General features: G+C 60.8%; 18 protein-coding genes and 4 pseudogenes. All 22 read left to right on the top strand.

Translation table 11 applies throughout. The features are described 5' to 3' along the window. Positions 1-27: 27 nt before the first annotated feature. Positions 28-495 carry a type VI secretion system contractile sheath small subunit gene (gene tssB, locus HT737_RS14895; RefSeq protein ID WP_374011173.1) on the top strand — a complete coding sequence of 156 codons (468 nt, stop codon included), beginning with the start codon at positions 28-30 and terminating at the stop codon, positions 493-495. Between the two features lie 25 nt (positions 496-520). Then, positions 521-1,996 carry a type VI secretion system contractile sheath large subunit gene (gene tssC / locus HT737_RS14890; protein WP_003229584.1) on the top strand — a complete coding sequence of 492 codons (1,476 nt, stop codon included), beginning with the start codon at positions 521-523 and terminating at the stop codon, positions 1,994-1,996. Positions 1,997-2,005: 9 nt separating this feature from the next. Then, positions 2,006-2,413 (top strand): type VI secretion system baseplate subunit TssE, encoded by a 408-nt coding sequence (gene tssE, locus HT737_RS14885; protein ID WP_041071603.1) that lies wholly within the window; start codon positions 2,006-2,008, stop codon positions 2,411-2,413. A gap of 11 nt (positions 2,414-2,424) precedes the next feature. Continuing rightward, positions 2,425-2,950, top strand: a pseudogene (locus HT737_RS14880) (PAAR domain-containing protein). Between the two features lie 12 nt (positions 2,951-2,962). Further along, positions 2,963-3,430 carry a DUF6402 family protein gene (locus HT737_RS14875; protein ID WP_182403054.1) on the top strand — a complete coding sequence of 156 codons (468 nt, stop codon included), beginning with the start codon at positions 2,963-2,965 and terminating at the stop codon, positions 3,428-3,430. A 99-nt stretch (positions 3,431-3,529) separates the two neighbouring features. After that, on the top strand, positions 3,530-3,892 hold the full coding sequence (locus HT737_RS14870; protein WP_182403052.1) for a DUF6402 family protein: 363 nt from the start codon (positions 3,530-3,532) through the stop codon (positions 3,890-3,892). A 53-nt stretch (positions 3,893-3,945) separates the two neighbouring features. Continuing rightward, positions 3,946-4,359 (top strand): hypothetical protein, encoded by a 414-nt coding sequence (locus HT737_RS14865; RefSeq protein WP_182403050.1) that lies wholly within the window; start codon positions 3,946-3,948, stop codon positions 4,357-4,359. 131 nt (positions 4,360-4,490) lie between these two features. Next, on the top strand, positions 4,491-4,790 hold the full coding sequence (locus HT737_RS14860; RefSeq protein ID WP_306287214.1) for a hypothetical protein: 300 nt from the start codon (positions 4,491-4,493) through the stop codon (positions 4,788-4,790). 69 nt (positions 4,791-4,859) lie between these two features. Then, a complete protein-coding gene (gene tssF / locus HT737_RS14855) occupies positions 4,860-6,647 on the top strand; it encodes a type VI secretion system baseplate subunit TssF (protein ID WP_007962320.1) in 1,788 nt (595 codons plus the stop codon). Further along, positions 6,611-7,618, top strand: a complete 1,008-nt coding sequence (gene tssG / locus HT737_RS14850) for a type VI secretion system baseplate subunit TssG (protein ID WP_041071592.1) — start codon at positions 6,611-6,613, stop codon at positions 7,616-7,618. Before tssF ends, tssG begins: the two co-directional genes overlap by 37 nt. 11 nt (positions 7,619-7,629) lie before the next feature. Beyond that, on the top strand, positions 7,630-10,287 hold the full coding sequence (tssH, locus tag HT737_RS14845) for a type VI secretion system ATPase TssH (protein WP_095667999.1): 2,658 nt from the start codon (positions 7,630-7,632) through the stop codon (positions 10,285-10,287). 10 nt (positions 10,288-10,297) lie between these two features. Beyond that, on the top strand, positions 10,298-11,818 hold the full coding sequence (locus tag HT737_RS14840; protein ID WP_047297300.1) for a sigma-54-dependent Fis family transcriptional regulator: 1,521 nt from the start codon (positions 10,298-10,300) through the stop codon (positions 11,816-11,818). Between the two features lie 333 nt (positions 11,819-12,151). Continuing rightward, positions 12,152-12,292 (top strand): hypothetical protein, encoded by a 141-nt coding sequence (locus HT737_RS14835; RefSeq protein WP_003229566.1) that lies wholly within the window; start codon positions 12,152-12,154, stop codon positions 12,290-12,292. Between the two features lie 18 nt (positions 12,293-12,310). Beyond that, a complete protein-coding gene (gene tagH, locus HT737_RS14830; protein WP_047297299.1) occupies positions 12,311-13,504 on the top strand; it encodes a type VI secretion system-associated FHA domain protein TagH in 1,194 nt (397 codons plus the stop codon). A 5-nt stretch (positions 13,505-13,509) separates the two neighbouring features. Next, complete coding sequence (tssJ, locus tag HT737_RS14825; RefSeq protein WP_007962325.1) at positions 13,510-14,010, top strand: type VI secretion system lipoprotein TssJ; 501 nt, start codon at positions 13,510-13,512, stop codon at positions 14,008-14,010. Positions 14,011-14,012: 2 nt separating this feature from the next. Next, complete coding sequence (gene tssK / locus HT737_RS14820; protein ID WP_007962327.1) at positions 14,013-15,344, top strand: type VI secretion system baseplate subunit TssK; 1,332 nt, start codon at positions 14,013-14,015, stop codon at positions 15,342-15,344. A gap of 5 nt (positions 15,345-15,349) precedes the next feature. Next, a complete protein-coding gene (gene icmH, locus HT737_RS14815) occupies positions 15,350-16,225 on the top strand; it encodes a type IVB secretion system protein IcmH/DotU (protein ID WP_003229559.1) in 876 nt (291 codons plus the stop codon). Between the two features lie 13 nt (positions 16,226-16,238). Continuing rightward, positions 16,239-19,779 (top strand): annotated as a pseudogene (tssM, locus tag HT737_RS14810) (type VI secretion system membrane subunit TssM). Beyond that, positions 19,779-20,508, top strand: a pseudogene (locus tag HT737_RS14805) (PP2C family serine/threonine-protein phosphatase). The pseudogenes tssM and HT737_RS14805 overlap by 1 nt, the downstream one beginning before the upstream one ends. After that, complete coding sequence (locus tag HT737_RS14800) at positions 20,505-21,506, top strand: serine/threonine-protein kinase (RefSeq protein WP_182403048.1); 1,002 nt, start codon at positions 20,505-20,507, stop codon at positions 21,504-21,506. Before HT737_RS14805 ends, HT737_RS14800 begins: the two are co-directional and overlap by 4 nt. Before the next feature lie 28 nt (positions 21,507-21,534). Further along, a pseudogene (locus tag HT737_RS31825) lies at positions 21,535-23,572 on the top strand (type VI secretion system tip protein VgrG). A gap of 10 nt (positions 23,573-23,582) precedes the next feature. After that, positions 23,583-24,375 (top strand): sel1 repeat family protein (locus tag HT737_RS14790; protein WP_182403046.1); only part of this gene is annotated, 793 nt, incomplete at its 3' end.

Here is a 24,375-nt window from a genome sequence, read left to right as displayed (position 1 = left end):
AAGGCTCGGTAGCCCCCCAAGGAACGCATCAACGTCACCTTCAAACCCGCCACCGGCGGTGCTCAGGAAGAGATTGAACTGCCGCTGAAGCTGCTGGCAATCGGTGACTACACCCACCGCAAGGACGATCGCAAAATCGAAGATCGCAAGCCGATCAGCATCGACAAGATGACCTTCGACGAAGTGTTGGCCAAGCAAGAACTGGGTCTGACGCTGAGCGTGCCGAACCGTCTGCAGGAAGATGGCGAGGCCGACGAGCTGGCTGTGCAATTGCGCGTCAATTCGATGAAGGACTTCAACCCGGCCAGCCTGGTCGAGCAAGTGCCTGAGCTGAAAAAACTGATGGAACTGCGCGATGCGCTGGTGGCCCTCAAAGGCCCGCTGGGTAACGCACCTGCGTTCCGTAAAGCGATCGAAGGCGTGCTCGCCGACGACGAATCCCGCGGTCGCGTACTCGGTGAGCTGGGCCTGAACGCCGCAGCCCCGGACGCCTGAGACTCCAGCCAAGGAAGCCAACACAATGAGCACTAGCGCAGCACAAGAGAAGAGCGCCGAAAGCGGCGAGTACAGCATTCTCGACAGCATCATCGCCGAAACCCGTCTGACCCCGGACGACGAAGCCTACGACATCGCCAAGCGTGGCGTGTCGGCGTTCATCGAAGAACTGCTCAAGCCGCAGAACAACGGTGAGCCGGTCAAGAAAGCCATGGTTGACCGCATGATCGCCGAGATCGATGCCAAGCTCAGCCGTCAGATGGACGAAATCCTGCACCACCCGGATTTCCAGGCGCTGGAATCGTCGTGGCGTGGCCTGCAGTTGCTGGTCGACCGCACCAACTTCCGCGAAAACATCAAGATCGAAATCCTCAACGTCTCCAAAGAAGACCTGCTGGACGATTTCGAAGACTCGCCGGAAGTCATGCAGTCGGGCCTGTACAAGCACATTTACACCGCTGAATACGGCCAGTTCGGTGGTCAGCCGGTGGGCGCGATCATCGCCAACTACTTCATGTCCCCAAGCTCGCCGGACGTGAAACTGATGCAATACGTGGCCAGCGTTTCCTGCATGTCCCACGCGCCGTTCATCGCCGCGGCCGGCCCGAAATTCTTCGGTCTCGAAAGCTTCACCGGCCTGCCGGATCTGAAAGATCTGAAAGACCACTTCGAAGGCCCGCAATTCGCCAAATGGCAGAGCTTCCGTACTTCCGAAGACTCCCGTTACGTCGGCCTGACCGTGCCGCGTTTCCTGCTGCGTAACCCGTACGATCCGGAAGAAAACCCGGTCAAATCGTTCGTGTACAAGGAAACCGTTGCCAACAGCCACGAGCACTACCTGTGGGGCAACACCGCGTTCGCGTTCGGCACCAAGCTGACCGACAGCTTCGCCAAATTCCGCTGGTGCCCGAACATCATCGGCCCACAGAGCGGTGGCGCGGTTGAAGACCTGCCGCTGCACCATTTCGAAAGCATGGGCGAAATCGAAACCAAGATCCCGACCGAGGTTCTGGTCTCCGACCGTCGTGAATACGAACTGGCCGAGGAAGGCTTTATCTCCCTGACCATGCGCAAAGGTTCCGACAACGCGGCGTTCTTCTCCGCCAGCTCGGTGCAGAAGCCGAAGTTCTTCGGCATCAGCGCAGAAGGCAAGGCGGCAGAGCTGAACTACAAGCTCGGCACCCAACTGCCGTACATGATGATCGTCAACCGCCTGGCTCACTACTTGAAAGTGCTGCAGCGCGAGCAACTCGGTTCGTGGAAAGAGCGTACCGACCTCGAGCTGGAACTGAACAAGTGGATCCGCCAGTACGTGGCCGACCAGGAAAACCCGAGCGCCGAAGTGCGTGGCCGTCGTCCGCTGCGCGCTGCGCAAGTGATCGTCAGCGACGTTGAAGGCGAGCCGGGCTGGTACCGCGTGAGCTTGAACGTGCGTCCGCACTTCAAGTACATGGGTGCCGATTTCACCCTGTCGCTGGTTGGCAAGCTGGACAAAGAGTAAGAGCGACTCATGGACGGATACGGCAGCCTCTTCGAACGCCTCAACGGCGACGCGGAACTACGCAAGGGCAACAGCCTTGAGGCTTGTGCCATGGCGTCAGTGGCTGCCCATCTGGCCAAAATGCTCAGCACCCGGGCCGGCAGCGTGCAAACGCTGGCCGACTACGGGTTGCCCGATCTCAATGACATGCGTCTGAGCCTGCACGACTCCCTGAGTCAGGCCCGTCTGGCCATCGAAAACTTCATCGAAGCCTACGAGCCGCGCCTGAGCAACGTGCGTGTCATTTCCCTGCCGCGTGACCACGACCAGCTACGGCTGGCCTTCAGCATCGAAGGCCTGCTGGAAGTCGAGGGTTTCAAGCGTCAGGTCAGTTTTTCCGCGCGCCTGGATGGCAGCGGTCAAGTGAAGGTCACCTAAGGAGATTCCCGATGTCTGGCAAACCCGCAGCACGCGTATCCGACCCCACCGCTTGCCCACTTCCTGGCCACGGTACCAACCCGATCGCCGCCGGTTCCGGCGACGTGTTCTTCGACGGCCTCGCGGCCCGCCCGCCAAGGCGATGCCTCGGCGTGTGGTGGTGCGTTGGTCGGCGATCTGGCGACCACGGTTTTGATCAATGGCAAACCGGCGGCCACGGTAGGTTCGGTTGGTTCTCATGGCAACAAGGTCACGGCAGGTTCCGGGACGGTGATTATCGGTAATTCGCACTCGCCGGCGCCGTTTGTGCCGCCTTTGCCGGTGGAGATCAAGTGGCCGTTTAACGAGCACTACGTCATCAATTGTCAGGACTCCGGGAAGCCATTGGCGGGAGTGGCATACAGTTTCAAAACAGCCTCGGGGAAAGTTATCAGTGGCGTCACGGGAGCCGACGGGAAGACGCAAAAAATCTCGTCCTCTGTAGCGGAGTCCTATGAGTTGATTATTGAACAGCAATCTGAAGTCGTAATTGGATAAAAGGATTTTGTTATGGCGGATACGAAAATAGCATCAAGTCTGACGCCGGCCAGTAACCAAACTGGTAAGTCTGCAGCTGTCCGTCAATTCAAAATCACAGATATACCTGATGCAATGGATAAGATGAAGTGGCCAGTTGCTGCGAAGCTGATGCGCCATTGGTTTGATGGCAAACCATGGCCAACTGCCGATGGTGCCATGAGTAAAGAGGTTAAAGACCATATTGCTCTTGCTGACATCGCCTACGTAAATGACACCATCGTAAAAATGGCTTGGTTGGAAAAATTTGAGCCTGCGAAAACTGTCATTGAAAAGCTTAAATCTGCTTGGGATAATCCTGCAGGCCGCAATAATATAAGCAAGAAAATTAAAGATAAGTATCTTGCTCGGCGCCGGGTGTCTATCCTTTTAATTTTGCTAGCGCCAGGAAGGTTGAAGAGTTTGGATACAGTAATAATCGAGCAGTTAAATTCGGTTTAATAGAGAAGACTGATGAATTGCGAGCTGCGCTGGCAAACTTTAACGTCCGCGTATTTCCAGAGGGAAAGTTGGTTGTTTCCGTAGACAGCATTCAACTGTTTGTGGAGCGAATCGGTTTTTTACGCTGAGGACGCCTATGACTTCAATGACGCACCGGATGACAATTTCAGTCAGCCATTGGGGTTCTGGAACTTCGATGGTATAGCCAACCCGGCTTATGCGGCCACTGCAAATGCCGGTGCGGCGCAGATGAAGTCAGACATCGCTTCAAACCCCTATATCAGTGCAGAAGACTCTCAGGCGATGTTTCGGGAAATAGAAAGCTCGCGTTATTTCTATATTACGAATTCTCATTTTGTAAAATATCGAACGGAATTTAAAAAAGGCGGTGATTTCCAGGTTTTGTCTGATATCAAATATCAGAATGTTCCCGTGACAGTTATTAATGTTTGGAATAAATGATGCGCATTTTTTTGCTCATGTACAATCGCTGTCGAAGTGGGTGTGGCGAAAAAATGACTACGCTTAAAAAGAAATGGCTAGTGCCTGTCAGTTTGCTCTTGGTGTTGATTGCATTGCTCGTTTATTGCGTAAATTCAATGCTAGGGTATCCCGCAAGTACAACTACAGCTAGCCCCTCGGGCCGCTACACAATTGAGAATGTGCGTGTCGGCAGGATCTTTATGCTTGGCGGTATGGCGTATCTAAGAGTTATCGACTCGAAAGAGCCAGGGAAGGTATATCGAACCCCGTTGTATGATACGCAGTCGTTGGATATGCGCACATTCGAAGATGATGCTGAGGTTGGAATTACTTGGATCACCTTCGAAAAGAAAGATAAGGCTTTTATAATTTCCATGCCGCAATGGGAAGAAAACTGGCTGAATATTTTCATCAGTAATACACCCTACGAGATTCTGGAAAATTGATAGCAGTATGAACAGCTACGTTCGTCTCGCCCTATGCCTGTTAATCCACGCTCTCGGATGCGTGGCGTATGCATTTTTGAATGACGCGGTTGTGCATGCTTACAGGCTTTTTAACGGCGGGTTTACCTCCCATGGTGTCGCCATCGGCATTGCGACTTACGCACTGTTTTACATTTTTTCTGGGCGTCAACCTGATCGTTGCGCTGATTCCAGGTCTGGTCGCCAAGCTGGCCATCCTTTTTCTGATGGTGGGCTTCATCCTGCTCTGGATGCTACCCGACAACCCGTTAAGAGCGCTGTTTTACGGCGTAGCTCAAGGCTGCGTCACGTTGCTGGCGATCCTCACCACTCAAGTCATCGAGTTGCGTTGGACTTTGCGAAACATCGCAGGTCGCATTCAGCCAAGTCAGCCTGCAGGTGTAATCCAATGACCAGGTCGGACATCGAGCGTAATCCGCAGGACAGTTATTCCATGAGTTCCACTACCAGGCAGGTAACCCGTGTCCTTTAACCACTACTACCAAAGCGAACTCACCGCACTGCGCCAACTCGGTCGCCGTTTCGCCGAGCGTAGTCCGGCGTTGGCGCCGTTCCTGGGCCAGGCCGGGCGGGATCCGGATGTGGAGCGGTTGCTGGAAGGTTTTGCGTTCTTAACCGGGCGTCTGCGGCAGAAGCTCGATGACGAGCTGCCAGAGCTCAGCCATTCGCTGATGCAACTGCTGTGGCCGAACTACATGCGCCCGCTGCCGGCGTTCAGCATTTTGCAGTTCGATCCGCTCAAGCGTTCTGGCCCGGCGCTGGTGGTCGAGCGCGATACGCCGATTGAGAGCAAACCGATCGAAGACGTGCGTTGCCGCTTCCGCACCTGCTACCCGACCGAAGTCCTGCCGCTGGATCTGGCCGCGCTGAACTACTCGGTGAAGGGCGACGGTTCGCTGCTCAGCCTGCGTCTGGAAATGAGCGCTGACGGTCACCTCGGTGAGCTGGAGCTGAGCAAACTGCGCCTGCACTTTGCCGGCGAACGCTACATCAGCCAGATGCTCTACCTGAGCCTGCTGCGCAACCTGGAAGGCATCGAACTGATCCCGCTCGACGGTGCCGGCAAGCCAATCGATGGCGTGGCGGGCAAGCCGATGGCGTTCAAGATTCCCGGAGACCGGGTCAAGCCGGTGGGCTTTGCCGAAGAAGAAGCGTTGATCCCGTATCCGCTGAACACTTTCCGTGGCTATCGCTACCTGCAGGAATACTTCGCCTTCCAGGACAAGTTCCTGTTCGTCGACGTCAACGGTCTGGACATCCTCAAGGCGCTGCCGGAAGACACGCTCAAGCAGATGCGCGGCCTGGAATTGCGTTTCGATATCCGCAAGAGCGGGATCATGCGCATGCGGCCGACCCTGGATAACGTGAAGCTGTTCTGCACGCCGATTGCCAACCTGTTCGCCCACGATGCGCTGCCGATCCGCCTCGACGGCAAGCAGGATGAATACCTGCTGCTGCCGGCGGAATACGATCTGGAAAACTGCGGCGTGTTCTCGGTGGAAACAGTCACCGGCTGGAAGCCCGGCGGCCTCGGTTATCAGGAGTACGTGCCGTTCGAGTCGTTCGAGCACGACCCGAGTTTCGACGTGCCCAACAGCCGTCCGCATTACAGCATCCGCCAGCGTTCATCCTTGCTGCATGACGGCCTCGACACCTACCTGAGCTTCGGCATACGCCACACCGAAGCCCACGAAACCCTGTCGATCGAGCTGATCTGCACCAACCAGAACCTGCCGCGCAAGCTCAAGCTTGGCGACATCTGCATGGCTTGCGAAGAGACCCCGGAGTTCCTCAGTTTCCGCAACATCACCCCGGCCACGTCGAGCTTTGCGCCGCCGCTGAACCGTGACTTCCTGTGGAAGCTGATCAGCAACATGTCGCTCAACTATCTGTCGCTGGCCGACGTCAACGCGTTGAAGGTGATTCTCGAAACCTACGACCTGCCGCGCTACTACGACCAGCACGCGGAGAAGGTCAGCAAACGCCTGCTCGGCGGCCTCAAGCACATCAAGCACCACCACGTCGACCGGCTGCACCGTGGCTTGCCGGTGCGCGGTTTGCGCACCGAACTGACCATCGACCCGGAAGGGTATATCGGCGAAGGCGACCTGTTCGTTTTCGCCTCGGTTCTTAACGAGTTTTTCGCGCTTTACGCCAGTCTCAATTCGTACCACGAGCTGCGGGTAAAAAGCACACAGGGAGAGGTGTACCAATGGACACCACGTATGGGCCTGCAGCCCCTGCTTTAAGCGGGCTGACCAAGGTAATACGCGAGTACTCGCTGTTTCAGGCCGTGCTGCTGGTGATCGACCGGCTGCGCGAGGCGCACCCGTACCTGAGCGAAGACGATCTGTACGACCAGGTGGAGTTTCAGGCCAACCCGAGCCTGGGCTTTCCGCGCAGCGACGTCGATCGCGTGGAGTTTTTCGAAGAGCACGGGCAGATGCGCGCGCGCATGCGTTTCAACCTGATCGGGCTGGTCGGCTCCGGTTCGCCGCTGCCGGCGTTCTACGGCGAGCAGGCGCTGGGCGACAGCGAGGACGGCAACCCGACGCGCAACTTCCTCGACCTGTTCCACCATCGCCTGCAACGGCTGATGCTGCCGATCTGGCGCAAGTACCGTTATCGCGCCAGCTTCCAGAGTGGCGCGATCGACCCGTTCTCGTCGCAGCTGTTTGCGCTGATCGGTCTGGGCGGCGACGAGATCCGCAAGGCCAAGGAGCTGAACTGGAAGCGCCTGCTGCCATACCTTGGTTTGCTCAGCTTGCGCGCGCACTCGGCGGCGCTGATCGAAGCCGTGCTGCGTTACTACTTCAAGCACGAAGACCTGGTCATCGAGCAGTGCATCGAGCGCCGCGTGGAGATCCTCGACGAGCAGCGCAACCGCCTCGGTCGCGCCAACAGCCTGCTCGGTGAAGACCTGGTGCTGGGCGAGCGGGTGCGCGACCGCAGCGGCAAATTCCGCATTCACATCACCGAACTCGACTGGGAGCGATTCCACGAATTCCTGCCGATCGGTTTCGGTTACCAGCCGCTGTGCGCGCTGGTGCGGTTCACCTTGCGTGACCCGCTCGATTACGACATTCGCCTGGTGTTGCGCCCGGAAGAAATCCGCGAACTGCGCATTGGTGAGAAGAACGACTGTCGCCTGGGATGGACCAGTTGGCTGGGCTGCGAAAAAGCAGACGGCGTGGTCACCCTGGGCAGCAAAATTCATTAAGGACGTGAGCCATGATCAACGTAGACCTGCAACAACTCATCCAGGCGCTGGACGCCGAAACCCGTCGTGATCTGGAGCGTTCGGCCGAACGTTGCGTGGCCCGTGGCGGCAGCAAGATCCTCGTCGAAGACCTGCTGCTGGGTTTGCTGGAACGTCCGAACGGCTTGCTGTCGCGCGCCTTGCAGGATGCGGATGTCGATGCCGGTGAACTGAGCGCTGCGCTGCAATCTCGCGTTGAACACAGCGCTTCGCGCAACCCGGTGTTCGCCCCGGAACTGGTGCAGTGGCTGCAAGACGCGCTGCTGGTGGCCAACCTCGAACTGGGCCAGACCTCGGTGGAAGACGCCGCGCTGATCCTCGCGCTGCTGCGTAACCCGATGCGCTACGCCGGCAGCCGTTATCAGCCGTTGCTCGCCAAACTGAACATCGATCGCCTGAAGGAATTTGCCCTGTCGCAACAGGAGCAACCGGCCGCCAGCGGCAAGCCGGCGGCGCAGGGCGAATCGCTGCTGCAGCGCTTCACCCACAACCTGACCCAACAGGCCCGCGACGGCAAACTCGACCCGGTGCTGTGCCGCGATGGCGCGATCCGCCAGATGGTCGACATCCTTGCCCGTCGCCGCAAGAACAACCCGATCGTGGTCGGTGAGGCCGGGGTCGGTAAAACCGCCATCGTCGAAGGCCTGGCCTCGCGCATCGCGGCCGGTGAAGTGCCGCAGGTGCTCAAGGGCGTCGAGCTGCTGTCGCTGGACATGGGCTTGCTGCAGGCCGGCGCCAGCGTCAAAGGTGAATTCGAGCGGCGTCTCAAAGGCGTGATCGACGAAGTCAAAGCCTCGCCGAAACCGATCATCCTGTTCATCGACGAAGCCCACACCCTGATCGGCGCGGGCGGTAATGCCGGGGGTTCCGACGCGGCTAACCTGCTGAAACCGGCGCTGGCCCGTGGCGAACTGCGCACCATCGCTGCGACCACTTGGGCCGAGTACAAGAAATATTTCGAGAAGGACCCGGCGCTGGCCCGTCGTTTCCAACCAGTGCAGTTGCACGAACCGACCGTCAGCGAAGCGGTGACCATCCTCCGTGGTCTGGCGCAGGTCTACGAGAAGAGCCACGGCATCTACCTGCGCGATGACGCGGTGGTCTCGGCGGCGGAATTGTCGGCGCGTTATCTGGCCGGTCGGCAGTTGCCGGACAAAGCGGTCGACGTCCTCGACACCGCCTGCGCTCGCGTGCGCATCAGCCTTGCCGCTGCCCCGGAAAGCCTCGAGCGCCTGCGTGGCGAACTGGCCGAAGGTGGTCGTCAGCGTCAGGCCCTGCGTCGCGATGCCGAGGCCGGTCTGCTGATCGACCACGAAGCGCTGGATGCACTGGAAGCGCGACTGGACGAAGCCGAAAACGAAAGGGTCGCGCTGGAAACGCTGTGGATTGAACAGAAACAACTGGCCGAGCGCCTGCTGGAACTGCGTCAGCAACTGGCCAAGGCCCGCGAAGCTGCCGCCGTCGAGCCGACTGTCAGCGTTGAAGAAGACGCCGAAGGCACGGTGATCGAAACCATCGCCGCCGAGGTCGAGGAAGGCCAGAGCGTTGAAGCGCTGGAAGCCGAACTGCACCAGACCCACAGCGCCCTGACCGCGGCTCAAGTCAAAGAGCGTCTGGTCAGCTTCGAAGTCTGCCCGCGTCTGGTGGCCGAAGTGATCAGTGCCTGGACCGGCGTGCCGCTCGCGCAACTGGCCCGCGAACACAACGCCAAGGTCGCCAGCTTCGCTACCGATCTGCGCACGCGCATCCGGGGTCAGGAACAAGCGGTGCACGCGCTGGATCGCTCGATGCGCGCCACTGCCGCCGGTCTGAACAAACCGGATGCGCCGGTCGGCGTGTTCCTGCTGGTCGGCCCGAGCGGCGTCGGCAAGACCGAAACCGCGCTAGCCCTGGCTGACCTGCTGTACGGCGGCGACCGTTTCATCACCACCATCAACATGTCCGAATTTCAGGAGAAGCACACCGTCTCGCGTCTGATCGGTGCGCCACCGGGCTACGTCGGTTACGGCGAGGGCGGCATGCTCACCGAAGCGGTGCGCCAGAAGCCGTACTCGGTGGTGCTGCTCGATGAAGTCGAGAAGGCCGATCCGGACGTGCTCAACCTGTTCTACCAAATCTTCGACAAAGGTGTGGCCAACGACGGCGAAGGTCGCGAGATCGACTTCCGCAACACCTTGATCCTGATGACCTCGAACCTCGGTAGCGACAAGATCAGCGACCTCTGCGAAGACGGCGCCCGCCCGACCGCCGAGCTGCTGGAAGAAACCATTCGTCCGGTGCTGAGCAAACACTTCAAACCGGCGCTGCTGGCGCGGATGAAAGTGGTGCCGTACTACCCGGTCGGCGGCCCGGTGCTGCGCGAGCTGATCGAGATCAAACTCGGTCGTCTGGGCGAGCGCCTCAATCGCCGTCAGCTGGATTTCAGCTGGTGCCAGAACCTCGTCGATCACCTGTCCGAGCGCTGCACGCAAAGCGAAAGCGGCGCGCGCCTGATCGACCACTTGCTCGATCAGCACGTGCTGCCGCTGGTGGCTGACCGCTTGCTCGATGCAATGGCCACCGGTGAAAGCCTCAAGCGTGTGCATGCCACGCTCGACGGCAACGCCAGCGTGACGTGCGAGTTCGCCTGAGGTGGGTGTGATGTTCACTCAAGTGCCGCAGCCACTGGTCTATGCCGAAGCGTTGCTGGCGCAGTTCGCCAGCCTGTCGCGCGCGGCGGACGGTGCCGCGCTGCTGAGTGACTTCGTGCGTGGCCTGGCCGAGCTGAGCGGTTGCGAACTGGCGCAGCTGTACCTGCTCGATGCCACCCACACCTGTCTGGGGATGAACGCCGAGTGCCTCGACGGCGCGCTGCAACCGCGCGCCGCCACCAGCTTGCCGGCGGACTACAACGGTGAGCAGCTGCTGCAGTTTGCCCTGTGCCAGAACCGCGTGGTCTGCCTCGACGACCTGAGCGGCAGTCTGCACGAGACCAGTTTTCTGCCGGCTGCGGCGACACCGTGGCAATCGCTGCTGTGCGTGCCGCTGGTCAATCAGCACAAAGCGGTCGAAGGCTTGTTGCTGTGCGCCAGCCGTCGCCGTGTGGACCTGCAAGGCTTTGCCGATTCGCTCGGTCAGCTCGGCTCGTTCGTGCTCGGACAATTGCACTTGCTGCAGCGTCTGCGCCAGCCGTTGGCCGAGTCGGCCACGGTGGCGCGCAGTGTGCCGAGCATCAGTGGTTATGGCTTGATCGGCAAAAGCGCTGCCATGCGCCAGACCCATTCGCTGATCAGCAAAGTCCTGCACAGCCCGTACACGGTGCTGTTGCGCGGCGAAACCGGGACCGGCAAGGAAGTCGTCGCCCGGGCGATTCACGATTGCGGCCCGCGTCGCTCTCAGGCGTTCATCGTGCAGAACTGCGCGGCCGTCCCGGAAAACCTGCTGGAAAGCGAGCTGTTCGGCTATCGCAAAGGCGCCTTCACCGGCGCTGATCGTGACCGTGCGGGGCTGTTCGATGCGGCCAACGGCGGTACGTTGTTGCTCGACGAAATCGGCGACATGCCGCTGTCGCTGCAAGCGAAGATATTGCGCGTGTTGCAGGAAGGCGAAATTCGCCCGCTGGGCTCCAACGACACGCACAAGATCGACGTGCGCATCATCGCCGCAACGCACCGCGATCTGTCGACGCTGGTCAGCGAAGGCAAATTCCGCGAGGACCTGTATTACCGCCTCGCGCAGTTCCCGATCGAGCTGCCGGCCTTGCGTCAGCGCGAAGGCGACATCCTCGAACTGGCTCAGCATTTCGCCGAGAAGACGTGCGCGTATTTGCAGCGCGACCCGGTGCGCTGGTCGAGCGCGGCGCTGGAACACCTGTCCGGCTACACCTTCCCCGGCAACGTGCGCGAACTCAAGGCACTGGTCGAACGCGCGGTGCTGCTGTGCGAGGGCGGCGAGTTGCTGGCCGAGCATTTCTCCCTGCGCATGGAGCCGATGCCCGAAGACCACAGCGGCCTGAACCTGCGCGAACGCCTGGAAAAAGTCGAACGCACGTTGTTGCTCGACTGCCTGCGCAAAAACGACGGCAACCAGACCCTCGCCGCCCGCGAACTGGGCCTGCCACGCCGCACCCTGCTGTACCGCCTCGGGCGGTTGAATATCAACCTGGGTGACTTCGATGGCTGACCTGAACCTGTCTCTTGCAGTGTGCACAACTCCTGTCTTGAACGGCTTCTCTGTGGCGAGGGGATTCATCCCCGATCGGCTGCGCAGCAGTCGTAATCGAGCAAGCGCGGCTCTCCTGCAAGAATCGGTGATCAGGTCTTGGGGCTGCTTCGCAGCCCATCGGGGACAAGTCCCCTCGCCACAGGTTGCTCACTCGCCACAGGAGGTGCGTACGCCTCGCTGGTCTGGCTCAAGGCCCCGATGCAGAGCCTTCGAGACCACTCAAAGAATTAATTTCAGCGCCGCCCGCAAGGGTCGGCGCTTTGTGCTTTGTCTACCCCTGGAGACCCTCTGATGTCTGTTCGTCACTGGCACGCTGTCCTGCTGACCCTCGTCGTTCTATGCGGCCTTGGCGGCTGCAGCGGCAATTACAAATTCAACGACAACGACTATCGCCCGTTGGGTGATCCGCAAGCGGTCAATCGCGGCAAGTGACCGCAAGGAGCATCAAACATGGAATTGGTTTTCGAAATGCTGAACACCAAGCAGTTCGTGCCCACCGAGTTGTGCCAGAAGACCTTCAAACAGGCCGGCGGCGTGATCGGGCGGGGCGAGGACTGCGACTGGATCATTCCTGACCGCAAGCGTCATCTGTCCAATCACCACGCGATTGTCAGCTACCGCGAAGGCACGTTTTTCCTCACCGACACCAGCAGCAACGGGGTTCAGGACGGCGGCAGCGGCGCTCGCCTGCACAAGGGCGAACCGGTGCGCATCGAGCACGGCAGCACCTACGTGCTCGGCGACTTCGAGATTCGTGCACGGCTGGTGCGTGACCCGGCGACCTTCGACGGTGAAGTCGGCCGTCCGCGTGCCGCCGGCAGCATCATTCCGGACGACGCCTTCCTCGACCTTGATCCGCTGAACGCGATCGAACAGCAAGAGCGCGTCTATTCGGAAATCGACGAACTGTTGGCGCCGACCGCCAAGCCCGAGGACTCCCGTCAGCGTGCCGACTATGCACGCATCGACATGGAAAGCCTGATGGTGCCCGAGCTGGTCGCCCCGGTTGAACCCGAGCCTGCTCCGGCCCCGAAAGCCGTCGAGCGTCAGAGCGAGGGTTTCTGGGAGCATTTCGGCGCGGCGCTGGGCGTGGATCTCAAAGGCCTTGATCACGACGCCCGCGAAGCTCTGGCGCTGAACGCCGCGCGGCTGCTGCGTCAGAGCATCGGCGGACTGCAGCAGAGCCTGCGCACCCGTTCGGAGCTGAAAAACGAACTGCGTCTGGCCCAGACCACCGTGCAAGGCACCAACAAGAACCCGCTGAAGTTCGCCGTCGATCCGAGCGAAGCGCTGGAGATTCTGTTGCAGCCGCACAAGCCCGGGCACCTGCCGGCCGAGCAGGCGATTTCCCGCGCGTTCCGCGATCTGCAGGCGCATCAGGTGGCCTTGCTCACCGCCAGCCGCGCCGCCGTACGCGGCACCCTCGAGCACTTCTCGCCAGAACAACTGACCCTGCGTTTCGAACGCGACAACAAGCCGTTGATCGCCACCTCCGGCGGACGCTGGAGAGCGTTCGGCCGTTACCACCAGGCCCTGCGTCAGGACGATGACTGGAGCGAGCGTCTGCTGGCCCGCGACTTCGCCCAGGCCTACGAAGAACAGATCCGCCTGATTTCTACCCTACACACCGACCACCAAGGATGATGCGCATGTCTCGCCGCTCGACCGCTTTTTTCAAGACGCTGACTGCGCTCACCGTGCTGGTGCTGCTCGCCGGTTGCTCGTCGCTGTCGCCGTACTCGAAAGTGACCAAGATCAACCTGAAGCTGACCGGCAGCGATCAGCTCAACCCGGACCTCAATGGCCGTCCTTCGCCGATCGTTGTGCGCCTGTTCGAACTCAAGCACCCGGTGACCTTCGAGAACGCTGATTTCTTCAGCCTCTACGAGCGCGCCAAGGAATCCCTCAACCCGGATCTGGTGGCCAGCGAAGAACTCGAACTGCGCCCGGGTGAAACCGTGGAAATGAAGCTCAGCGTGGAGGAGGGCAGCCGCTACGTCGGCGTTCTCGCCGCGTACCGTGATCTGCCGGAAACCAAGTGGCGCTACACCGTGCAGGTCACCCCGCTGGAATTGACCGAGGCCGATCTGACCCTCGATCAGGCCGGGATCCGCAACACCCATGAAGCGCTCGCCAAGGCGGATGACTGAAGATGAATACCCATAAAGTCATTTGGCAGGAAGGCATGCTGCTGCGGCCGCAGCACTTCCAGCACAACGATCGCTATTACGATCACCAGATGAAAACCCGCACCCAGTTGCTGGGTGGCTACACCTGGGGTTTCCTCAATCTGGAGATCGACTTGCAGTTCCTCAACATGGGCAAACTGGTGATCAGTGCCGCCTCGGGGATTCTGCCGGACGGCAGCCTGTTCGAACTCGGCGGCAACACTGAGCCGCTGGCACTGGATGTGCCGCCGAACACCGGCAACACGCCGATTTACCTGGCGCTGCCGCTGGTCACCGGTAACCACATCGAAGCGCGCCGCCCGGAGCAGTCCGACGTGCTCGCACGTTACACCGCGTACGACGCCGAAGTGGCCGACTCCAACGCCGGCGACGATTCCGCCAGCCAGGTCAGCTGTGGTCGCCCGGACTTCAAACTGTTGCTCGGCGAGCAGCAGAGCGATCAGGCCTACGTGAAGCTGAAGATCTGCGACGTGCTCGACACCACGCCCGACGGCGTGATCAGCCTCGACCCGGATTTCGTGCCGACCTACATCCAGGCTCACGCGTCCAGTTATCTGCTGTCGTGCCTCAAAGAAGTCATCAGCATGCTCAACCACCGGGGCGACACGATTGCCGAGCGGATCCGCTCCAACGGCAAGGTCGGCGGTGCGGAAGTCGGCGACTTCATGATGCTGCAATTGATCAACCGCACCGAACTGCTGCTGCGCCATTACCTCGGTCTGGAGCAGGTGCATCCGGAAGAGTTGTATCGCACGCTGCTGACCATGCTCGGCGATCTGGCGACCTTCTCCAGCGACAGCAAACGCCCGCGACTGGACAGCCGCTATTCCCACGCCGATCAGGGTGCAAGCTTCCGCAAACTGATGGAAGCGATTCGTCAGGTGCTGTCGATGGTGCTCGAACAGCACGCCATCGAACTGATCCTGCAGGCGCGTCAGTACGGGATCATCGTGTCGCCGTTGCACGACCACAAACTGCTCGGCTCGGCGTCGTTCGTGCTGGCGGCGAGTGCCAACTGCGACTCCGAAGAACTGCGCCACCGCTTGCCGGCGCACCTCAAGGTCGGCCCGGTGGAGCGCATCCGCCAACTGGTCAACCTGCACCTGCCGGGGATCAAGGTCAAACCGTTGCCGGTGGCCCCGCGGCAGATCGCGTTCCACTCGAACAAAACCTACTTCATCCTCGAACTCAGTTCCGAAGACCTGGCGCAACTCGAGCGTTCCGGCGGCTTCGCGTTCCACGTGTCCGGCGAATTCGCCGAGCTTGAACTGAAATTCTGGGCCATCAGGAACTGACCGACATGATCAAGGAAACGGATTACAACCAGGACGACAAAACCGTCCTGCTCGATCGTCAGGGCCACGGACCGGCAGCCAGTCCGCTGACCGACTTCGCCGCGCCGCCGCGCTTCGAGCAACTGGAAGAACGGATGATCTACGCCGCGCGCCTGCGCCCGGCGGAAGCGTTCAACATCAGCCTCAATTCGCTGGTGGCGGCGTCGTCCGAACTGCTCTCGGAAGTGGTGCGCCTCAAGCACAGCGAAACCCGCGAAGACCTCTACGCGCTCAACGAGCGCCTGACCGCCGGGCTCAAGCTGTTTGAAGTGCGCGCGTTGCATAACGGCGCCGAAAGCAGCCAGGTGATGGCCGCGCGTTACGTGCTCTGCACGGTGGTCGACGAAGCTGTGGTGACCACGCCGTGGGGCAACGAAAGCGAGTGGTCACAGATGAGCCTGCTCAGCAGCTTCCACAACGAGACCTTCGGTGGCGAGAAGTTCTTCCAGCTGCTCGACCGGCTGTCGAAGAACCCGGTCAAACACCTGCCGATGCTTGAGCTGATGTACCTGTGCCTGTCCCTCGGTTTCGAGGGCAAGTACCGCGTACAGGCCCGTGGCATGCTCGAACTCGAAGGCATCCGCGACGCCCTGTACCGGCAGATCCGTCAGTTGCGTGGCGACGTGCCGCGCGAGTTGTCGCCGCACTGGGAAGGCCTCAACGATCAGCGCCGCAACCTGGTGCGCATCGTGCCGGCGTGGATGGTGGTGCTGTTCACGCTGGTCTGCCTGGTGGTGATGTATTCGGGCTTCGCCTGGGTCCTGGGCGAGCAGCGCGACACCGTTCTGCAACCTTATCAGCCGCTTGATCCGGCCGCGGTGCAACCGCAGTCGCAGCCGTAAACAGGGACGTGTGATGAAAAAGTTTTTCAAGAAAGTCGGCGCCTTCCTGCGCCAGACCTGGGTCTGGACTCTGCTGCTGGTGCTGTTCGTGGCGCTGCTGGTGTGGTTCGTCGGCCCGTTGTTGGCGGTGGATGACTACAAGTTCTGGGAGAGCTCGACCTCTCGCTTGCTGACCATCGCCGTGCTGTTCCTGATCTGGGGCCTGACCATGGTCTTCGTCAGCTGGCGCGCGGGCATCCGCAAGAAAGCCATCGAAGAAACCGAAGACGGCCAGGATCGCATCCGTCGTGACGAGCTGATCGAAGAAGAACAGAAAGAGTTGAAGGCGCGCTTCAAGGACGCGCTGAAAACCCTGAAGACGTCGAGCCTGTATCGCGGCCGCAGCGAGCGCTGGCGCAACGATTTGCCGTGGTACCTGCTGATTGGTCCGCAGGCCTCCGGCAAGACCAGCCTGCTGGACTTCTCCGGGCTGGAATTCCCGATCAATAAGATCGACCGCAAGCTGACCCGCGACACCCTCGGCACCCGTCATTGCGACTGGTACTTCGCCGATCACGGTGTGCTGATCGACACCGCCGGACGTTACACCACGCAGCCGGACGCGGAAGTCGACGGCAGTGCCTGGACCACCTTGCTCGAGTTGCTGCGCAAGCGTCGTCGCGGGCGTCCGTTGAACGGTGTGCTGGTGACCATTCCGGTGGAATCCCTGATCGGTGGCAGCGAGCAGGACATCGACACCCTGGCGCGTCAGGTGCGCGGTCGTCTGCAAGACGTCTATCAGAAACTGCACGTCGATGTGCCGGTGTATCTGGTGCTGAGCAAGGCCGACAAGCTGCTCGGTTTCGACGAGTTCTTCGATCAACTGACCCGCGAAGAAAGCGATCAGGTGCTGGGCACCAGTTTCCGCAAGGATCAGGTCGGCACCGACGTCGCGGTCCTGCGCGGCGAGTTCGAAGAGCTGCTGCGGCGCCTGAACAATCAGGTGATCATGCGCATGCACTCCGAGCGCGATACCCAGCGCCGTGGCCGCATCCTCGACTTCCCGCATCAACTGGGGCAGATCGGCGAGCGCCTGTGCCTGTTCGTCGACATGGCGTTCACCGGGCAACCGTTATCAGCGCGCGTCGCTGCTGCGGGGTTTCTACCTGACCAGTGCGCCGCACCTGACCCAGGAAATGGACGCGACCACCGCCGGCATCGGCGCCAGCCTCGGCATGAGTGCCGGCGTGCTGCCGACCCTGCGCAGTGGCCGTTCGCGCTTCATCCATCATCTGTTCAGCCGGGTGATTTTCCCCGAGTCGGATCTGGCCGGTCTCGACAAGCGCGAGCGCAGCCGCATCCACTGGGGGCAGCGTGCGTTGTACGTTGGCGCACTGGCGGCACTGGCGCTGTTCGGTATGCTCTGGGCCGGTGGTTTCTCGGCCAACTATGAGCGTCTGGAAAACCTGCGCACGCTGGCGCAGAACTGGACTCAGCAGCGTTCGGCGCTGACCCCGCGTGATGATGCGATGGGCGTGCTGAAAACCCTCGACACCAGCTACGCCGCGACTCAGGTGTTCCCGAAGAAGGGCGACGTCTCGTACCACGAGCGTGGCGGTCTGTATCAGGGCGAAGACGTCAATCCGGTGGTCAAGCAAGCCTACGAGCATGAGCTCGAAGCGCAATTGCTGCCACGGGTCGCGACGATGCTCGAAGGGCAGATTCGCGCCAACATGAAGGACCGCGACAAGCTGCTCAACAGCCTGCGTGCGTACCTGATGCTGAACATGAAAGACCGTCGCGACGCGGCGTGGCTCAAGGACTGGGTCGCCACTGACTGGTCGCAGCGCTACACCGGCAACACCGCGGTGCAGAATGGTCTGAACACTCACCTTGAGCGCTTGCTGAAGCAGCCGTTCATCTACCCGCTGAACGATCAACTGGTGACTCAGGCACGTCAGGTGCTGCGCGCCGAATCGCTGGCCACCGTGGTCTACCGCATGCTCCGCGAGCAGGCGCGCAACCTGCCGGAATACCGTTTCAGCCAACACCTCGGCCCGCAGGGCTCGCTGTTCATCGGCACCGAATACGTGATCCCGGGCTTCTACACCCAGCAGGGTTATCAGCAGTACTTCTCGGTGCAGGGCTCGGCGCTGGTCACCGACATCCTGCGTGACAACTGGGTGCTGGGCGAAGGCGCGGGCATCAGCGACATGGACTTGCGTCGCCTGATGGTCGAACTGGAGCAACTGTACTTCCGCGACTACGCCAACTACTGGAGCGAAGCCGTTGGCCAGGTGGCCTTGCCGCCGATCAGCGACGCCGGTGAAGGCGCCGAGCAACTGGCGGGCCTGACGTCGGCCAACTCGCCGGTGCTCGCATTGCTCACTGAAGTGCGCGAGAACACGCGCTTCCCGGCCGCTGCCGATCCGGTGGACGAAGCCGGTGATGCCGCCGATGCACTGGCAGGGCAGAAGGGCAAACTGGGCAAGGTCGGCAAACTGGCGTCTGCCGTGGCGGACAAGGCGTCGGCGATGGCCGTGGCGAAAAGCCTGCCGGACACCGCGAAGAAGTCGCTGCAACGGCGCTTCGAGCCGCTGCACCGTTTGCTCGATGACAACAACGGCCCGGCCGCTGACCTGACCCCGGCCATCAGCGCCCTCAACGACCTGCAACTGCAACTGTCCGGTCTGGCCCGTTCCAGCACACCGGAACAAGCCGCGTTCGAAATGGCGAAAACCCGCATGAGCGGCCAGCGTGATGCGCTGACCAACCTGCGCGCGGCCTCGGGTCGTCTGCCGCGTCCACTGAGCGTGTGGTTCAACGTGCTGGCTGAAGACTCGTGGCGCCTGGTGCTCAACGATGCTTACCAATACCTGAACGGCCGTTATCAGAACGAGCTGTACAGCGTGTATGGCAAAACCATCAGCAAGCGTTATCCGTTCAGCGCCAGCAGCACCAGCGACGTGGCGATCAGCGACTTCCGCGAGTTCTTCCGCGCTCAAGGTACGGTCGACCGCTTCTTCGACAGCTACATGCGTCCGTTCGTCAGCGGCGATCCGGGCAACTACCGGATGCGCAGCGTCGACGGTCACAGCCTGCCGGTATCGAAGATGTATCTCGACCAGATGGCAGCAGCCTTGACGATTCGTCAGAGCTTCTTCTCGATCAACCCGGCCGAGCCGACCGTGCAGTTCAAACTGGAGCCGTACACCCTCGACCCGGCGGTGAGCCGTTCCGAGTTCAAGTTCGGCGACAAGACCATGGAATACCGCCACGGTCCGATCCTGCCGATGACGTTCAAGTGGCCGACCGATGCTGAAGACGGTCGCACCAGCCTGGTGATGGACAAGATGGCCGGGCGGCCGATCGGTATCGAGAAGAACTCCGGCCCATGGTCGCTGTTCCGTCTTTTCGACCTGATGCAGACCGAGTACCTGACCGGTCGCGACGTGCTGGTGCTGAAAGCCGACGTGGGTGGCCTGCGCGCCAACTACCTGCTGACCAGCCAGCGCACGCCGAACCCTTTCGACATGGGCGTGCTGCGCACCTTCCGTATGCCGGTGCAGCTCTGATGCTGGTGGCCAGTCCCTGGCGCAGCGCGGCGCGTACCGACCCGGGCAAGGTGCGGGCGCGCAACGAAGATGCCTTCCTCGACTCGCCACAGCAGGGGCCTGTGGGTGGTCGCGGACGGCATGGGCGGTCATCAGGGTGGCGACATCGCCAGCCAGTTGATCGTCGCCAGCCTGGCTGAACTGCCGCAGCACGAGGACTTCGACGAACGCCTCAAAGCCATCCGCCAGTGCCTGCACTGGCTGAACCGGCGTTTGGGGCAGGAGTTGACGGTCACCGCCGGACGCCACGACAGCATCATGGGCAGCACCGTCGTGGCGCTGCTGGTGGAAGGTAATCGCGCGGCCTGCATCTGGGCCGGCGACAGCCGTTGTTACCTGTGGCGTGGGCAGCGGCTGTATCAGCTGTCCAAAGACCATTCGCTGCAACAGCAACTGATCGACGAGCAACAGATGAGCGTCGAACAGGCCGCAGCGCACCCGGCGGCTCAGGCCTTGACCCGAGCCGTCGGTGCAGCCGAACAGCTGACCCTGGACGTCCTCGAACTCGAGGTCTATCCGGGCGATGCGTTTTTGTTGTGCAGCGATGGTTTGTATCAGGGGCTGAGCAGCGATGCCCTGGGCAACGCCCTCAGCCTCAGCGCGCCGCATGTGGCGCTGGAACGTCTGTTCGACGGCGCCCTGCGTGGCGCCGCCCGGGACAACCTGACTGCCGTGGTGATCCGCCAATGACTGAAATCGAATCTTCAGTCGATGACTTGCTGATGAGCGAAGAGCAGGCCAGCAACCTGACCTACTTCGCCTTCGCCAAGGCAAACAACGCCGAGCCGTTGCTGGCGCCGACCAAGGCCAGCATCGGTGCATTGCCGGACGTACTCGCCGGCCGCTACCACCTCGAGCGTCTGCTCGGGGCGGGCGGCATGGGTGCGGTCTATCGGGCGCGGGATCTGCTGCACGAGCAGTTCGGCGACCCCGACCCTTACATTGCGCTGAAAATCCTCAGCGAAGAATTTGCCGAATCGCCGGACGCCAGTGCCTTGCTCTACAGCGAGTTCGCCCTGACCCGGCGCCTGCGTCACGACAACGTCGTGCGCGCACACACGTTTGAAGTCGACACCGACTGCCAGCGGGCCTTCATCACCATGGAATACATGCGTGGCCTGACCCTGGACAAACTGCTCTGCGAGCGGCCCCTCGGCTTGCCGTGGAAAGAAACGCGCGACATCGCGCTGCCGCTGCTCGATACGCTGGCTTATGCCCACCGTCGCGGCGTGCTGCACGGTGACATGAAGCCGAGCAACGTCATGCTCAGCGAAGACGGCCTGCGCCTGTTCGACTTCGGTCTCGGCCAGGCAGACGAGGGCGTACTGCCCGGTCTGCCGCACCTGAGCCGCGAGCGTTTCAACGCCTGGACCCCGGGCTACGCCGCCCCCGAACTGCTTGAGGGCCAACCGTTGTCGGCCAGCGCGGACGTGTACGGCGTGGCCTGCGTGATCTATGAACTGGCAAGCGGCAAACACCCGTTCCGCCGCTTGCCCTCGACCCAGGCCCGCGACGAGCACCTGGATCGCGAGCTGCAAGCCCCGGCGAACTTACCGAAACACGGCTGGCCAGCGCTGCGAACCGCGCTGAGCTTCAATGCGGCAGAACGCACCATCACTGCCGATCAATTGCGTGACGCCTTGGGCGCCACTTCGTCCTGGCTGCAACGGTTGCGACTTCGGGCGTAACGGACGACATTCGAACAGGGAGCGCTTTATGTTCAACCCAGCTAACGAAACCCACTTCAGCCTCAAGGTCGAAGACTACGTGGGCGACCTGCAAGTGCTGTCGTTCACCGGCACCGAAGGCATCAGCCAACCGTTTCGTTTCGACCTCGAACTGGTCAGCGAAAACCCCGATCTGGACCTGGAAAAACTCCTGCACAAGCAGGCGTTTCTCGCATTCGATCCACAGGGCTCGGGCATCCACGGGCAGATCTACCGCGTGGCCCAGGGCGATGCCGGCAAGCGCCTGACCCGCTACAAGGTCTCGCTGGTGCCGCAACTGCAATACCTGCATCACCGCACCAACCAGCGCATCTACCAGCAGATGTCGGCGCCGAAAATCATCGCGCTGATCCTCGACGAACACGGGATCAAGGGCAACGCTACAGCTTCCAGCTGAGCCAGCCGTGCCCGGATCGCGACTACTGCGTGCAGTACGACGAAACCGACCTGCACTTCGTCCAGCGCCTGTGCGAAGAGGAGGGTATTCACTACCACTTCCAGCACAGCGAAAAAGCCCACCTGCTGGTGTTCGGCGACGACCAGACCGTGTTCCCCCGACCTCGGCCAGCCGACCGCCTACATACAGGGCAGTGGCATGGTCGCTGAAGAACCGGTGATCAAAGGCTTCAAACTGCGCCTGGAAACCCGCACCAGCCGCACCACGCGTCGCGACTACGACTTCGAAAAACCACGTCTGCAAATGGAAGCCGCGTACAAACCCGATGGCGAGAGCACTGAACCGGATCTCGAAGACTACGACTACCCGGGCCGCTTCATCGACCGCGCGCGCGGCAAGTTCCTCAGCCAGCGCGCCCTCGAACGCCACCGCGCCGACTACCGCCAGGCCGAAGGTCGCGGCGACCAGACCAAACTGGTCAGCGGCCACTTCATGGCCATGTCCGACCATCCGCGCAGCGAGTGGAACGATCTGTGGCTGCTCACCGAAATCTTCCACGAAGGCAAACAACCGCAAGTCCTCGAAGAAGGCGTGACCAGCGACACCACCGACAACAAGGACGACTTCCACCAGGGTTACCGGAACACCTTCCTTGCCACCCCGTGGGACGTGTTCTACCGCCCGGCCCTCGAACACCCGAAACCGCGGGTGCTCGGCAGCCAGACCGCCATGGTCACCGGCCCCAAAGGCGAAGAAATCCACTGCGACCAATACGGCCGCATCAAAGTGCAATTCCACTGGGACCGCGAAGGCCTGGCCGACGACAAAACCAGCTGCTGGCTGCGCGTCTCCAGCTCCTGGGCCGGCGACCGCTACGGCGCCATTTCCATCCCACGCATCGGCATGGAAGTCCTCGTCACCTTCCTCGAAGGCGACCCCCGACCAACCCCTCGTCACCGGCTGCCTGTACCACAAGGAAAACCCGGTGCCGTACGCCCTGCCGGCGAACAAAACCCGCAGCGTGTTCAAAACCCTCAGCTCCCCGGGGGGCGGCGGCTACAACGAACTGCGCATTGAAGACAAAAAAAGGCGCCGAACAAATCTTCATCCACGCGCAGCGGGATTGGGACGAAAACATCGAGCACGACCAGAAAATCCGCGTCGGCAATGAACGCCACGACACTGTGGTGAAGAACACCTACACCGAGCTCAAGGCCGAAGAACACCGCACCACCATCAGCGATCGCAAGATTGAAGCGAAGCTGGATGATCACCTGACGGTTGGGCAGAACCAGCATGTGAAGCTGGGTACGGCGCAGCTGACCAGCGTGGGCAAAGAGATTCATCTCAAGGCTGGGGACAAGATTGTTATCGAGGCGGGGACAGAGCTGACCATCCTGGGGGGTGGGAGCTTTATCAAGCTGGATGGCGGTGGGGTTACGGTGGTTGGGCCGGTGGTGAAGATTAATGCGGGTGCTCGCCGGGGAGTGGGACTGGGATCGGGATTAAACCGCCGGTACTGCCGGGGGCGGCGGATAAGGATAAGGCGGGGAGTTTGATGGATCAGGCGTTGGGGAATGCGGTGCCTGAGAAGGTTAAGCCGAAGGCTTTTTTTGTGTTTTCTGAGTGATGAGTTCGTGATGACAAAGAACAATCGAGTGCGTCAATTCAAGCTGCAATGTCTGGTGCTTTTGGCGTTTGGGTTTTGTTCAGACGCCTTTGCGTCACAATCGAGCACCGTGCAATGCCCGAGCGACAACTTCGCAGATTTCGTAAAAGAGTTCTCGTCCAAGCCTGAGGTGCAGCAAGCGTTTATCGCCTCGCCCGTGATCGAGCAAAAGGTAGTCTCCACCGAGTCAAAGCCGCGAGTGGTGGAGCGAAAGTCGAGGGTGTTGGACCCTCAATTGCTGGTGATGCTTGCTCCTGCCAACATCGCGAAGTCTGGGCTGAGCATGCAAGTCCAGCTGCCGAACAATGTGATTGTTCGCGATTCAAACGGTGAAGTGCTTAAGATCTTCACTTTCAAACATAACGACTGTTGGATATTGAGCCGTGCTGAAGACTGGTCGCTTGAGTCTGCACTTGATGCTCAATACCCGAAGTTAAAGGCTTCACCGGCTGAGCGCGCACTAAAAAGAGGGGCGATGTATAACCAACTGGCTATCGATATCGAGTCCTCCTCTTCCAGCCAGCTGTACATTTCTGCTCTGAATAGTTATTTGCATGGGGCAGACCAAGGCTCCGCGGAGGCGGCTTTCGCAGCAGCGGGTATCAGCCTTTCAGGTCAAGCGCCGCGGTTGGAAAATGCCAAGATTCTTCAGCTTCTGGAGTCAGCCGCTAAGAGCGTACCTGAGGCAGGGATTGCCCTTGCCGAATTCTATTGCGACGAAGGCAATTACGAAGAAAAGCGAGCCTGTGTCAGTCCAGAAAAAA

It is taken from the genome of Pseudomonas sp. MD195_PC81_125 (genome assembly GCF_014060985.1).
GTDB lineage: Bacteria > Pseudomonadota > Gammaproteobacteria > Pseudomonadales > Pseudomonadaceae > Aquipseudomonas > Aquipseudomonas parakoreensis.
Note: the sequence above shows the minus strand (reverse complement) of the source record. Positions and strands in the feature narration are given on the sequence as shown.

Bases quoted from the DNA above. Each gene is read 5' to 3' on its own strand.
- HT737_RS14840 (WP_047297300.1), top strand. From the start codon at position 10,298: ATGTTCACTCAAGTGCCGCAGCCACTGGTCTATGCCGAAGCGTTGCTG.
- HT737_RS14875 (WP_182403054.1), top strand. From the start codon at position 2,963: ATGGCGGATACGAAAATAGCATCAAGTCTGACGCCGGCCAGTAACCAA.
- tssE (WP_041071603.1), top strand. From the start codon at position 2,006: ATGGACGGATACGGCAGCCTCTTCGAACGCCTCAACGGCGACGCGGAA.
- tssC (WP_003229584.1), top strand. From the start codon at position 521: ATGAGCACTAGCGCAGCACAAGAGAAGAGCGCCGAAAGCGGCGAGTAC.
- HT737_RS14800 (WP_182403048.1), top strand. From the start codon at position 20,505: ATGACTGAAATCGAATCTTCAGTCGATGACTTGCTGATGAGCGAAGAG.
- tssK (WP_007962327.1), top strand. From the start codon at position 14,013: ATGAATACCCATAAAGTCATTTGGCAGGAAGGCATGCTGCTGCGGCCG.
- HT737_RS14860 (WP_306287214.1), top strand. From the start codon at position 4,491: ATGGTGTCGCCATCGGCATTGCGACTTACGCACTGTTTTACATTTTTT.
- icmH (WP_003229559.1), top strand. From the start codon at position 15,350: ATGATCAAGGAAACGGATTACAACCAGGACGACAAAACCGTCCTGCTC.
- tssJ (WP_007962325.1), top strand. From the start codon at position 13,510: ATGTCTCGCCGCTCGACCGCTTTTTTCAAGACGCTGACTGCGCTCACC.
- tssG (WP_041071592.1), top strand. From the start codon at position 6,611: ATGGACACCACGTATGGGCCTGCAGCCCCTGCTTTAAGCGGGCTGACC.
- tagH (WP_047297299.1), top strand. From the start codon at position 12,311: ATGGAATTGGTTTTCGAAATGCTGAACACCAAGCAGTTCGTGCCCACC.
- tssH (WP_095667999.1), top strand. From the start codon at position 7,630: ATGATCAACGTAGACCTGCAACAACTCATCCAGGCGCTGGACGCCGAA.
- HT737_RS14835 (WP_003229566.1), top strand. From the start codon at position 12,152: ATGTCTGTTCGTCACTGGCACGCTGTCCTGCTGACCCTCGTCGTTCTA.
- HT737_RS14865 (WP_182403050.1), top strand. From the start codon at position 3,946: ATGACTACGCTTAAAAAGAAATGGCTAGTGCCTGTCAGTTTGCTCTTG.